Source organism: Pseudoalteromonas sp. APC 3495 (assembly GCF_030407645.1).
GTDB lineage: Bacteria > Pseudomonadota > Gammaproteobacteria > Enterobacterales > Alteromonadaceae > Pseudoalteromonas > Pseudoalteromonas tetraodonis.
Map to the genome: position 1 here is coordinate 43,874 of NZ_JASDDA010000004.1, position 13,424 is coordinate 57,297.

The following is a 13,424-nucleotide window of genomic DNA, read 5'->3' on the forward strand; positions in this document are numbered from 1 at the left end:
ACGCTGTTTTACTAATTTTTTTTTTAGTTATTAGTTAAAACAGGTTAACATGCTACTAGTACAAAAATTGTCTAAGGACCGAACATCACATGAAAAAGAACATCCTTGCTGCACTGGTTAGTTTATCATGCGCATTGGGCTCAACCGTAGCCAATGCAGAAGATTTACTTCAAGTTTTTGAAATCGCAACAGCCAACGATCCTACCGTTTTAAAAGCAAAAGCCCAAGCTGATGCACAATCATACCAAAGCGATCGCGCTATGAGCGCACTATTACCGCAAATTGGTTTAAGCATGAGTTATGAAAAAAGTGACTCGACCTCTTTTCAAAGCATAGGCGATTTATCAAACCAAGTTAAAGTCGAAAGTGAAACGGACCAATTCAGACGTGGTATTAGCTTAAGCCAAACGCTATTTGATTTGGGCGCGTGGAATTCACTCGGCATTGCTGACAAACAAGCACTGCAAGCTAGTGGCCAGTACGATTTTGCTAAACAAGATTTAATAGTACGTGTGGCTGAAGGCTATTTTAACGTATTAAGCGCTATTGATAACCTTGAATTTGTACAAGCTGAAAAACGTGCCATTGAGCGCCAACTTGAACAAACTAAACAACGTTACGCTGTAGGTTTAACGGCTATTACCGATGTACATGAAGCACAAGCACAATTTGATAACTCAGTAGCGCAAGAAATCATTGCTAATAATGCGGTAGAAACAGCCCGTGAGCAACTACGTGAGATCACCGGTAAATACCATGCAAAGCTAGATATGTTAAACACCGAAACGTTTTCTACTGTTAAGCCAAGTACGCCTGCAACTGATTTAGTTAAAATAGCTAAAGACAAAAACTTAAATCTGCAAGTATCAAAAATAACGGTTGATATAGCTAAAGAACAAATTGAACTCGCAAAAGCAGGTCATTACCCAAAACTAACGTTAAATGCTAGCTACGGCGACTCATTAACAGATAGTGAGTTAAATGGCGTTAGTTTTGACGATCAACCTCGTTCAGATTCAAGCTCTATTGGACTAAACTTTAGCGTACCACTTTACTCAGGTGGCGCAACGGTTGCTGCAACAGATCAAGCACGTGCATTTTACGTTGCTGCGAGCCAAGATTTTGAAACCGATTATCGTGCAGTAACTCGCTCAGTTATTACTTCTTACAATCAAGTGGTATCTGACATTGCAACATTTAAGGCGCTTGAACAAGCTGTTATTTCAGCACAAAGTGCACTAAAAGCCACTGAAGCGGGTTTTGAAGTAGGTACACGTACAATCGTTGATGTACTGATCAGTACGCAAAACTTGTACAATGCAAAGCGTAATCTTGCTGATGTGCGTTATCGTTATGTTGTATCAACGCTTCGCTTAAAACAAGCGACAGGAACATTAAGCCGCGAAGACTTAGTGGGTATAAACCAAGGTTTAAATACCGTTAACTAAGCAGACGACTTCATTATAAATAATCACTAAAGCCAGCTTTTTGCTGGCTTTTTGTATTTTTAAGCACATAGCGTTAAACTAACGTTTTATTTTTAGAGAAAAATTTTTGTGGTTAACTCATCCCCTTTTAAAGCCTCTTTTTTAGGTCCTCGTTACTGGCTAACCTGGATTGGTGTTTTGTTTTTATATCTCATTTCATGGTTACCACAAAAACTACAATTAGCAATGGGTAAGCAGCTAGGACGCTTGGTTCATAAATATATGAAGCGTAGAAGGCACATTGCTGAAGTTAATATTAAGCACTGCTTCCCCACAATGAGCGAAGCCGAGCAACAACAGCTAGTACTTAAGAATATGGAAAATACCGGTATTGCTATGGTCGAAACCGGCATGGCTTGGTGGTGGCCACAGTGGCGGGTAGAAAAGGTACTCGGATCACTAAAAGGGCTTGAACATTTTGAGCGCGTACAACAATCAGGAAAAGGCGTTTTATTACTTGTTCCTCATGTGCTTCACCTTGAAATGGCAAGTCGAGTGATGGGATTAAAGTGCCAAGGCATTGGTTTTTATCGCCCACATAATAATCCGCTGATGGAATACTTCACCACCAACGGACGCCTTCGCTCTAACGAGTACATGGTTGGAAAAAAAGACGTAAAAGGATTATTAAAAGCATTAAAGAACAAAAAAGTTTGCTATTACTTACCCGATCAGGATTATGGCCGTAACCGCTGTGAGTTTGTGCCTTTTTACGCAGTACCCGATACAGCAACCACCACTGGTACACTAATGTTTGCAGGTAGTAAAAACTGCGAAACAATGAGCTTAATTGCTTATAGGGATAACAACGGAAAGTACCACTTAGAAATCGTGCCTGAGCTTGAAAACTTCCCGAGCGGCGATAATAAAGCCGATGTAACACGTGTTAATCAGCGCATGGAACAATCAATAAATGCCGCCCCTGAACAATATATGTGGTTGCATAGACGCTTTAAAACACGACCCGATAAAGACGCCCCCTCTTTTTATTAAAGATGGGTTATTAAAATAACAAAGATGAGTAACAGCCATGTGGTTTTGGATTAGATATATACTTTTAGCTTTATTGTTAATTGGTGCAGCTATTTACTTTCTACTAAATGGTTCGTCGTCACTTAATTATCAACAAACCACTAACGCTGCGGCTGAAGGGTTATCGCGGTTTTATGCATCAATCCGAGATAGAATTTCTGTCAATAAAGACAATGACAAATTTGTCATTGAACTCGAAAAACCCGATCTTAGCCTCGACAGAGCGCTAAACCAACGCTCTTTTGTAGTAGAGCCTATGCCTTTAAATTGGAGTGGAGAAGTAGGCCCGCGTCGCTTTCAACGTGACTCAACCTTGCGTACTGTACTGACCCAATATGCTAATAACGAAGGTATTACTTTAATGTGGTACTTAGACAAAGATTACGTAATAAAAGATCACTTTCGTATAGATAGCAGTTTTAACTCCGCTTTATACCGCGTTAGCCGCTCTATTAATGATGACTTTTCAAATGAAGTGTATGCGTTTTTCTGCCCTAAACAACGTGCAGCGGTGATTACCGAGCTACCGTCTGAATTTGTACGCTCAAACTGTTTAAAGCTAAGCAATTAACTACATTCGGTTTAATTTTGTTGATATGCGCTCAAATATTGCTGAGCGCATAACATTAAATTGCTCAATCTAGCCCAAATATTGCCTTCCAAACCGTGCTAACATTATTGATATTTTCACTAAACTCTTCGCGTTTAACGCAGCGACCTTGCTGGTCTAAGCTCAACACATGATAGCGTGAGCGATAGTCTATATACGCTTGAATAAGCTGCTTTTTTTGAATATCGCTGATACAGCCAATTTTAGCCGCGTCCGTTAAAATTCTCACATTGTCAGAATTATCGCATAAGTGGGTAAACTCATGGGCATGTTTTAATACCAAGTATTGCGTTATAAACTCAATATCGGTCATGGCACCCACATCTTGTTTTAAGTCAAATTGCTGCGCATTGCCTTTAGCCAAATGGCCACGCATTTTTTCGCGCATTTTAATCACGTCTGCTTTTAAAGTATCTTCATCACGTTGTTGGCACAATATCTCGGCGCGAATTTGTGCAAATCGTGTTACTAATTCAGCTTGACCTAAAATCAGCCTCGCTCTAACCAGCGCTTGGTGCTCCCATGTCCATGCTTGCGTTTGCTGATAATGATTAAAGCTTTCTAGATTAATAGCTAATAGCCCTGATGCACCTTCTGGACGCAGACGAGTATCTAACTCATATAAAATACCTGAGGCGGTACGGGTATTAAATAAATGCATTAATCGTTGTGCGAGTTTTAAATAAAACTGTCTTGAGTCAATCGCTTTATCACCATTAGTGTAGCTTGTACCATCATGGTTATGCACAAAGACTAAATCGAGATCAGAGTCATAACCCACCTCAAAACCGCCAGTTTTACCATACGCAATAACCGCAAACCCCTTGTTTTCATCATCGGTATTAGGTGGCATACCAAAGCGTTTTACGCAGTGGTACCACGCAATATTTACAGCCTGATCGACTATCGCTTCAGCCAATGCTGTTAAGTGATCGCTTACTTTCATTACATCAATAACGCCCGTCGCATCAGCTGCGGCAATGCGTAATTGATGGGTTTGCTTAAACTGACGCAGCGCTTCCATTTGCTGCTCTAAATCGTCATGTTCAATGCGTAAAAAATACTGCCTTATTTCATCTTTATACGCAGTTAATGGGGTTGGCTTGTAAAGCACTGCTGGGTCGATAAGTTCATCGAGCAAAATGGGGTATAATGAAATATGCTCGCCAATCCATTTACTGTGACAACAAAGTAAAACCAATTGTTTTAGCGTTCCTGGATTTTCATACAGCAACTCTAGATAAGCGGTGCGCGAAATAATTTTATTTAATATTTGGCATACCGTTGCAAAGGCGCTAGCACTGGCATTAAAGTCGTTTAACTGTTTAAGTAATGCCGGCATTAATTTATCAAGAATATCGCGCCCACGATTGCCTACTTTAGCTTTAGAAAGTCGTTGTTTAAAGTCGTATAATGGTGTTTGCCACTCATCTCTGGGCTCATTTAAAAAGCTAACATCGCCGTGATCCCAAGCACTAATAAACGCCCCTTCACAGGTATCAAGTGGTTCAGTTTCTTCGCCTATAACCTGTGTAAATTCGTTATGTATTTGGCTCATCACATGATCTATTTTAACAAGCGTTGCCGCAAAATCTGCCTGAGCGAGCAACACATTGAGTCGCTGTTGATTGAGCTCATCCTCGGGCAGTGTTTGTGTTTGTTGATCATCAAATATTTGTAGGTATTGCTCTACTTTGCGTAAATATAAGTAATTGCTTTTTAAATCTTTAGCTTCAAGCTCATCAATAACTTGGCTAACTGTTAGCTCTTTTAATGCAATTAGTAAAGATTGCGTTTGTAAGTTGGCCTCTCTGCCGCCTCGCACCATTTGCAAAGCCTGAACAATAAACTCCACTTCGCGAATGCCACCACCACCTAACTTAATATTATTGGTTAAGCGCTTACGACGCACCTCTTGGGCAATCATAAGCTTCATTTTTCTTAGCGACTCAATAACCGAAAAATCAATATAACGGCGATACACAAAAGGCTTTAATAACGTATTAAACTCCTGCCAATAAATGTTAGGCGTGCCAATTAAGCGCCCTTTTAACATCGCGTAGCGCTCCCAATCACGCCCTTGCTCTTGGTAGTAATCTTCAATGGCATTAAAGCTCATTACCAACGGACCACTTTCCCCAAATGGTCGCAAACGCATATCTACGCGAAAAACTTGGCCATCGACCGTACATTGATTAAGTGCTGTAATTAGCTTTTGGGCAACTTTAGTATAAAAGACAGATGCTTCAAGCGAGCGACGCCCACCTTGGGTTTTAACATTGCGAGGATATGCAAAAATAAGATCGATATCAGATGAATAATTGAGTTCTTGTCCACCTAGTTTACCCATTCCTAATACCATTAACGGTAACGGGTTGTTGTGCTCATCCAATGGCTCACCATTGGTTTTAGCGACATTTTTATAGGCCCATTGATTAGCACTGTCGATCAGTTTATTAGCAAGTTCACTAATATATTTAATACTATTTTCAATCGGGTTTTTGCAGCATAAATCTAAAAAAGCCACCTTTAACCAGTATTTTTCTCGGTATTGGCGCAGTAACTTATGGCACTCACTCTCTTCTATTTTAGTTATATCTAGCTGTGTAAAAGGGTCTAAAATTTCTCTATTTTTAATTTCGTGTTCACACAGTAACCAAGACAGTAGCGCAGGTTGAGAGCTTAAGCTGCGCCAAGCAAAATCACTTAACGCCAATAGCCGTATTATCTGCTGCTGGTTTTGTTGCTCTGGGTACAGCGCGGCAAAGCGTGTTTCACCGAGTTTTTGTAATTCAATAGGAAGCTGCGTGTCGTTACTCATCAATACCCTCTTTTATCTCACCAATAACCATACTAGAATGGTTAAAAACCTATCAAGGTAAATCTATTTAGGAACACCATGTCATATTTGTCATTATCTAACACTAGTTTAGTTGCGATTGCTATTAGTTTTGTGGTTATTTGTGTCATCATCATCAGTTTAAGAATTGTTACTCAAATAAAAGCAAAACAAGCACTTAAAGAAGAATTGGCGCAACATGATAACTTTGCAATGGGGATTAGTTTTGCCTCTGAAATATCTGTTGTTATAGCCACCATGGCGTTTTTATTTGATGAAATTAGTATTAGCACCGCACAATCAAACCCATTAAAAGTGATTTTGTTAATTGTGCTGCTCTTTTCATTTATTAAAATGGGGCATTTAATCCATCGTAAATGGATATTACGCCGCTTTAATGAAGAAGCCGCAATACTAAAGCAAAACGTCTGTGCTGCGCTGGTTGACTCGGGGATGCTTATTGCTAATTGTATTTTAGCGCTGGGTTTATATACATGGACACATACTCAGGGGTTTAGTAATTTATTAATTGCCTCAGTAAGCTTTTTTGTGTTGCAAGGAATGTTTGCTTTGGACAGTAAAATACGTGAATACCGCTTTGCTAAAGCAAATCAAGGCGCCTCATTGCAAAGTAATTTTGGCTTAGAAAATACCTCTATTGGTATTCGCTATGCGGGTAAGTCAATTGGATTAGCACTTGCGGCGTATGCTGGTTTATCTAGTGCGGCCTTTCAAAATGGTAAAATGGTAGAAAACTTATTTACCTTGGTAATGCATTGCGGTGTGATGTGGCTGTTACTATACTGTTTAACGTATATTATAAAAATTATTTCAATGCCTAATATCGACACCGCACTTGAAGTCGATCATCAAGATAATATTGGTATTGCGTGTATTGAATTTGCTGTATTTTGTGCTATTGGTTACTTACTTATAAGTATGTTTTCAATTTAGTACCAAACTGGTTAAATTAAGCCGTTACTAAACGTCCCTATTTAATAGTCTGGTAAATTAACAGGGACTTTAGGCATATGGAAATAAAAACAGCGAGTTATCTCTTAATTGATATAGACAACGAGTTTAGCCATTCATTTATTAAACACTATATAAACTCAAATGATCCAGCTAAAAAAGACATCGTTATTGCCGGAGCTAATACCCAAAAGCTGGTTAAAATGATGTTTGATGAACTCGTTAAAGATTATTGCTATTGCGATATTGAAAACGAAATAAGCATTTCTGAGCTGGCCAGCTACCTACACGAACACCACAATATTCAGGGGGTACTGTTTAACCAAACAGATTACTTGCTCGCCGATGATACACAGCGCTTTATTTATAATTCACTGCATGAAAAACGCTATATGGTTATTCAAACAGATCAAGGGTATGAAATTAAGCCCATAAAAGATGAATGCCATTCAAACCATTTATCGTGTGATACCGACATAGCTCAAACTGCACAAGAGTTAACAGAGCTTTTAACCCCCGAATATGAAAAATAAATAATTGCACCCAAGCCTTTGCTTACTTACCATAGAGAGATATAACTTCTATGTAAAAAAGTGATTTGCCATGCGAGTGCCCCATATTTATCAATCATCACCGATTGCTCTCAACACCCCTTTAAATCTTGACGATGACGCTGCAGGCCATGTAGGTCGTGTGCTACGAATGAAAGTGGGCGAGCAGGTTTCTATGTTTAATGGTGAAGGGGGTGAATTTCTCAGTGAAATTATTGAAGTGAGCAAAAAAACCGTTGTTGTTATGCCCCTTGAATTTAATCCTCATGACGTTGAATCGCCATTAAAGATTCATTTAGGCCAGTGTGTATCCCGTGGTGATAAAATGGATTTTACCATTCAAAAGTCGGTTGAATTAGGGATCACTGAAATAACACCTATTTTTAGCCAGCGATGCGGCGTAAAACTCAGTGGCGACCGCCTAGAAAAAAAACACCAGCAATGGCAAAAAATAGCCATTGCTGCTGCAGAGCAGTCTGGGCGTAACTTTGTACCAATCATTAATCCTCCCGTAGATTTAAAACACTGGCTTGAACAGCAAACCGATGCAATTAAATTAACCTTACACCCGCGCGCCGAGCACAGCATTAAAACCATTACTGTTCCTGATGGTGGCGTGCGATTTTTAGTGGGCCCTGAAGGGGGATTTACCGATGATGAAATGGCGCAAACTAAACAACAAGAATTTGTAGATATTCGCTTAGGTCCGCGAGTACTTCGCACAGAAACAGCAGCGTTAACCGTTTTAAGTGCACTGCAATTACAATTTGGCGATTTAGCTAATTGAAATAACTAAAAGCACCCACATATCAAGATTACAGTTGTAAAAAACACATAAATTAAGGCACAGCGCATGGCAATTAAGTTAGGTATTATTTCAGATCCTATTAGTGGATTTAATATTAAAAAAGACACCGGTTTTGCAATGATGATGCAAGCACAAACCCGTGGCTACGAAATTTACTACATGGAAATGGATGATTTATCGCTGCGTCAAGGCAATGCCTACGCCACTGCAGCCAAAGCTCAAGTTTTTGATAACGCTCAAAAGTGGTACCAACTTGAAGAAAAAGAAACCATAGCGCTGGCTGATTTAGACGTTATTTTAATGCGTAAAGATCCGCCTTTTGATACTGAATATATTTACGCAACGTATATTTTAGAGCGTGCAGAACAAGCAGGCACATTAGTGATTAATAAACCACAAAGCTTGCGCGACGCCAATGAAAAACTCTTTACAGCTTGGTTTAGTGAACACACGCCAGATACATTAGTAACACGCAGCCAAAAACAAATCCGTGAGTTTTTAGCCCAGCATAAAGATATTATTTTAAAACCGCTTGATGGCATGGGTGGCGCCTCTATTTTTAGAGTAAAAGCCGATGATGCTAATATAGGCGTAATATGCGAAACCTTAACCGAGCATGGTAGCCGCTTTGCCATGGCGCAAAATTATATCCCAGAGATCACTCAAGGCGATAAGCGCGTATTGGTTGTTGATGGTGAAGTGATTCCTTATTGCTTAGCGCGTATTCCACAAAATGGCGAAACACGCGGTAATTTAGCCGCAGGCGGTCGTGGTGAAGCCCGCCCAATTAGCGAATCAGATCTTAAAATTGCAAAGGCGGTCGCCCCTACTTTGAAAGAAAAAGGCTTAATATTTGTAGGTTTAGATATTATTGGTGATAAGTTAACTGAGATTAACGTAACAGCGCCAACCTGCGTAAAAGAAATTGAAGCCGCTTACGATATTTCAATTACCGGCATTTTATTTGACGCCATAGAGAAAAAGCTTAATAAATAAATTATCACTGAATCAGTTCAAAGATATAAAGCGATGACGCTTATCGTGTCATCGCTGAAAACTCGAATAAATTTTTAGTGTTAAAACATGGGACTATGCCATACTCAAGATTCAATAACTAAAAGGGTAAAACTTATGCAGTCATTAGAAAATCACTTTTTAATCGCAATGCCATCAATGCAAGACCCTTTTTTTAAACGTGCCGTCACTTATATTTGTGAACACAACGAAGAAGGCGCTATGGGATTGGTGATCAATCAGCCGATTGATGTCACCGTAGGTGAGTTACTCGACAAAATTGATATTGATAACGATAAATCTCAACATGCCGCGCAAGTGACTGTGTTTGCTGGCGGGCCGGTAAAAACAGACCGTGGCTTTGTGCTACATTCACCTAAACCTGGGTACTCGGCAAGCCAAAAGTTGAGCAGTGATATTATGATCACAACCTCAAAAGATGTGTTAGCCACGTTAACCACAGCCCAAGCACCCGAGCAATTTATTATTACTTTAGGCTACTCCGGTTGGGAACAAGGCCAATTAGAGCAAGAGCTATTAGACAATAGCTGGCTGATCATTAAAGCCGATCCTAAAATAATTTTTGATACTCCAGTAGAAAAACGCTGGGAAATGGCAGTCTCTATGCTTGGTTTTGATATTGGCCAATTAAGCCCCGAAGCCGGACATGCTTAATAACATAAAAGATATACATGACTAAAAAAACAGTAAAGCCGCAGGGTGAGCGCACCGTTATGGGATTTGACTTTGGTACCAAGAGTATTGGTATTGCTATTGGTCAAGAGCTCACTGGCAGTGCGACCAGCTTAAAGGCGGTGAAAGCCCAAGATGGCATCCCTAATTGGGATGACATTGCTGTGCAAGTAAAAGAATGGCAACCCGATTTAATGGTTGTCGGGTTACCGCTAAACATGGATGGCACCTCACAAGAGGTTACCTTTAAAGCTAAAAAATTTGCTAATCGTTTGCACAACCATTACGGCATTGCAGTTCATACTCAAGATGAACGCTTAACTACCGCTGATGCTAAAGCACGGTTATTTGAACGTGGTGGCTATAAAAATTTAGGTAAAGGTAACGTAGATAATATGTCTGCGGTGATCATTCTAGAGAGCTTTTTTGAAGCCAGTTATGGTGAATAAAGAACTTAACCCACATAAAAAAAGCGCCTAAGGCGCTTTTTTTATGTGGGTTAAGACTAAGTCATATTGCCTTTGTCATCAAGGCCATCAATGGTCACACCTTGTAAGAAGCCTGCGCCTTGTTGCTCGTTATTACGTAGTTTAATCATCAAGCGTAAGTCATTTGGCGAATCCGCATGATGCAGCGCATCGGCATAATTAATACGTTGCTGTCTGTAAAGCTCAAACAGCGCTTGGTCAAAGGTTTGCATGCCCATCTCTGTTGATTTAGCCATGGTTTCTTTAATGCCACCAATATTACCGTTTTTAATTAGCTCACTGACCATTGGCGTATTAAGTAATACCTCAATGGCAGCAACACGCCCTTCCCCATCAGAGGTAGGAATAAGTTGCTGAGCAATGATAGCGCGTAAATTTAATGCTAAGTCATATTTAAGCTTATCGTGCTTTTCTTTTGGTACTAAGTGCATAATGCGGTCAATAGCTTGATTAGCATTGTTAGCATGCAAGGTGGCAACACATAAATGACCCGTTTCTGCAAAGCTCAACGCATATTCCATGGTTTCTTGCGAACGAATTTCACCAATTAAAATAACATCAGGCGCTTGGCGCAAAGAGCTTTTAAGTGCCGATTCAAAGCTTTCAGTATCTAAACCCACTTCACGTTGGGTAATAATACTTTTTTGATGTTCATGCACAAATTCAATCGGATCTTCTATGGTTAAAATATGCCCACGTTGATTGCGATTTCTATAACCAATAAGTGCCGCCAAAGACGTTGATTTACCGGTTCCCGTACCACCTACAAATAACACGAGTCCGCGCTTTGACATAATCACATCGGTCAATGCAGAGGGTAATCCAAGCTCTTTAACATCGGGTATTTTAGTGACAATTCGACGAATAACCATGCCCGCTCTGTCGCGTTGCCAAAAAGCCGAAATACGAAAGCGCCCTTCGCTAGTTGCAATCGCAAAGTTACATTCTTTAGTGTTATGAAACTCTGCTTTTTGTTTTTCACTCATCGCTGATTCGACTAACTCTAGCGCTTGCTCATCTGTTAATTTATCGTCATTAAGAGGAGTTAGCTCGCCGTTAATTTTAGCGCTAATAGGAAGTTGGCTCGATACAAATAAATCAGAGCCTTTTTTGTCGATCATTATTTGTAAAAAGTGATTTAAAGATAAAGTCATAATAATTCCTTAAGCGCTAAACTGCGTCTTATCTTGCGCTTTTGTATACGCCGCTGAGTGAGTGATAATGCCACGGTTAACTAAGCTTGTTAAACATTGATCCATGGTTTGCATGCCTTGCGACGCACCTGTTTGAATTGATGAATACATTTGTGCAATTTTATCTTCACGGATTAAGTTACGAATAGCAGGCGTTGCCAACATAATTTCGTGTGCAGCCACTCGCCCTCCCCCTACTTTTTTTATCAGTGTTTGCGAAATAACTGCACGTAATGACTCAGAGAGCATAGAGCGGATCATATCTTTTTCTTCGCCAGGGAATACATCAATAATACGGTCAATGGTTTTAGGTGCAGAGGTCGTATGCAAAGTACCAAACACCAAGTGACCGGTTTCCGCAGCGGTCATAGCAAGGCGAATAGTTTCTAAATCTCGTAACTCACCCACTAAAATAACATCAGGGTCTTCACGGAGTGCGCTGCGTAGTGCGTTAGAAAAGCTATGTGTATCACGATGAACTTCCCGCTGATTAATTAAGCTGAGTTTATTATCGTGAACAAATTCGATAGGATCTTCAATAGTCAGCACATGATGATGCTTAGTTTGGTTAATGTAATCGACCATCGCCGCAAGCGTGGTCGACTTACCTGAACCTGTAGGGCCCGTGACTAACACTAGGCCTCGTGGGTTATCTGAAATTTGTTTAAATATTTCAGGTGCGCCTAAATCTTCAAGAGTGAGTACGTCACTCGGGATAGTACGAAACACAGCAGCAGGGCCACGATTAGAGTTAAAGGCATTTACACGAAAACGTGCTAAATTAGGGACTTCAAAAGAAAAATCCACTTCGAGATTTTGTTCATAGTCCTTACGCTGGTTATCGTTCATAATGTCATAAACCAGACTGCTGACTTCTTTATCTCCAAGTGCTGGTATATTAATACGTCGCACATCGCCATCAACACGTATCATAGGTGATACCCCTGATGATAAGTGCAAATCTGATGCTTTATGTTGCACACTAAATGCCAATAATTCGGTGATATCCATTTATGACTCCACAACTAACTGATAAATATATGGTTACAATAGCAGAACGACTCACATCCGCCTACGCTAGAATTGCAGAGGCAGCGCACAAAGCACAACGTAATAGTAACGATATTACGTTACTTGCAGTATCTAAAACCAAACCCGCTACTGATATTATGGCAGCTTATGAGCAAGGGCAACGTCAATTTGGTGAATCTTATGTTCAAGAGGCTGTAGATAAAATAGCGCAACTAGACACATTTAGCGATATTGTTTGGCATTTCATTGGCCCTATTCAGTCAAATAAAAGTGCTTTAGTCGCTGCCAATTTTGCTTGGGTGCAAAGTGTAGACAGACTTAAAATAGCCAAGCGATTAAACAGTCAACGACCTGAGACAATGCCACCACTGAATGTACTTATTCAAGTGAATATTAGCGAAGAAGAAGCAAAGTCTGGTTGTCACCCCAATGAAATCACTGAGCTGGCGCAATATATAGATCAATGTGCCCATTTACAGTTGCGCGGACTGATGGCTATTCCCGCTAAAAGTGACGATACAAACACGCAAATTCAATATTTTGAGCAATTACAAACTTGCTTTGATAAACTACAGACCCAATATCCTCATATAGATACGTTGTCGATGGGGATGAGTAACGATGTAGAAGCTGCCATAGCGGCAGGTTCAACCATGGTGAGGATCGGCACAGATATTTTTGGAACACGAACTTAAAAGGTGATAA

General features: G+C 40.1%; 13 protein-coding genes. 10 read left to right on the top strand and 3 right to left on the bottom strand.

Annotated features, from left to right (window positions below; all coding sequences use genetic code 11):
- Positions 1-89: 89 nt before the first annotated feature.
- The 3 genes from tolC (at position 90) to QL984_RS02555 (ending at position 3,090) form a co-directional block, all read left to right on the top strand.
- On the top strand, positions 90-1,448 hold the full coding sequence (gene tolC, locus QL984_RS02545) for an outer membrane channel protein TolC (protein ID WP_138764491.1): 1,359 nt from the start codon (positions 90-92) through the stop codon (positions 1,446-1,448).
- 108 nt (positions 1,449-1,556) lie between these two features.
- The gene (lpxL, locus tag QL984_RS02550; protein WP_138764492.1) at positions 1,557-2,480 is read left to right on the top strand and encodes an LpxL/LpxP family Kdo(2)-lipid IV(A) lauroyl/palmitoleoyl acyltransferase; all 924 of its coding nucleotides are present in this window, start codon (positions 1,557-1,559) and stop codon (positions 2,478-2,480) included.
- Between the two features lie 37 nt (positions 2,481-2,517).
- Positions 2,518-3,090, top strand: coding sequence for a toxin co-regulated pilus biosynthesis Q family protein (locus QL984_RS02555; protein WP_016900582.1), 573 nt, complete (start codon positions 2,518-2,520; stop codon positions 3,088-3,090).
- A gap of 64 nt (positions 3,091-3,154) precedes the next feature.
- Here QL984_RS02555 and glnE read toward each other — a convergent pair whose 3' ends face one another.
- A complete protein-coding gene (gene glnE / locus QL984_RS02560) occupies positions 3,155-5,950 on the bottom strand; it encodes a bifunctional [glutamate--ammonia ligase]-adenylyl-L-tyrosine phosphorylase/[glutamate--ammonia-ligase] adenylyltransferase (protein WP_138764493.1) in 2,796 nt (931 codons plus the stop codon).
- 78 nt (positions 5,951-6,028) lie between these two features.
- Here glnE and QL984_RS02565 point away from each other — a divergent pair, with 78 nt between their 5' ends.
- The 6 genes from QL984_RS02565 (at position 6,029) to ruvX (ending at position 10,455) form a co-directional block, all read left to right on the top strand.
- Positions 6,029-6,922, top strand: coding sequence for a hypothetical protein (locus QL984_RS02565; protein WP_013465844.1), 894 nt, complete (start codon positions 6,029-6,031; stop codon positions 6,920-6,922).
- Between the two features lie 77 nt (positions 6,923-6,999).
- Positions 7,000-7,473 (top strand): hypothetical protein, encoded by a 474-nt coding sequence (locus QL984_RS02570; RefSeq protein ID WP_013465845.1) that lies wholly within the window; start codon positions 7,000-7,002, stop codon positions 7,471-7,473.
- A gap of 70 nt (positions 7,474-7,543) precedes the next feature.
- Positions 7,544-8,278, top strand: a complete 735-nt coding sequence (gene rsmE / locus QL984_RS02575) for a 16S rRNA (uracil(1498)-N(3))-methyltransferase (RefSeq protein ID WP_013465846.1) — start codon at positions 7,544-7,546, stop codon at positions 8,276-8,278.
- A 66-nt stretch (positions 8,279-8,344) separates the two neighbouring features.
- Positions 8,345-9,295: a glutathione synthase gene (gene gshB / locus QL984_RS02580; protein WP_013465847.1), complete on the top strand. Its 951-nt coding sequence runs from the start codon at positions 8,345-8,347 to the stop codon at positions 9,293-9,295.
- 135 nt (positions 9,296-9,430) lie between these two features.
- The gene (locus QL984_RS02585) at positions 9,431-9,988 is read left to right on the top strand and encodes a YqgE/AlgH family protein (RefSeq protein ID WP_013465848.1); all 558 of its coding nucleotides are present in this window, start codon (positions 9,431-9,433) and stop codon (positions 9,986-9,988) included.
- A gap of 17 nt (positions 9,989-10,005) precedes the next feature.
- A complete protein-coding gene (ruvX, locus tag QL984_RS02590; RefSeq protein WP_013465849.1) occupies positions 10,006-10,455 on the top strand; it encodes a Holliday junction resolvase RuvX in 450 nt (149 codons plus the stop codon).
- Positions 10,456-10,511: 56 nt separating this feature from the next.
- Here the strand turns inward: ruvX and QL984_RS02595 are convergent, their stop codons facing one another.
- Together QL984_RS02595 and QL984_RS02600 are read right to left on the bottom strand one after the other, a co-directional pair.
- Entirely contained in the window at positions 10,512-11,648 is a 1,137-nt protein-coding gene (locus QL984_RS02595) for a PilT/PilU family type 4a pilus ATPase (protein ID WP_013465850.1), read from the bottom strand.
- 9 nt (positions 11,649-11,657) lie between these two features.
- The gene (locus QL984_RS02600) at positions 11,658-12,698 is read right to left on the bottom strand and encodes a type IV pilus twitching motility protein PilT (RefSeq protein WP_013465851.1); all 1,041 of its coding nucleotides are present in this window, start codon (positions 12,696-12,698) and stop codon (positions 11,658-11,660) included.
- A gap of 2 nt (positions 12,699-12,700) precedes the next feature.
- Between QL984_RS02600 and QL984_RS02605 the strand changes: the two genes are divergently transcribed.
- Positions 12,701-13,414, top strand: a complete 714-nt coding sequence (locus QL984_RS02605) for a YggS family pyridoxal phosphate-dependent enzyme (protein ID WP_013465852.1) — start codon at positions 12,701-12,703, stop codon at positions 13,412-13,414.
- Positions 13,415-13,424 lie beyond the last annotated feature (10 nt).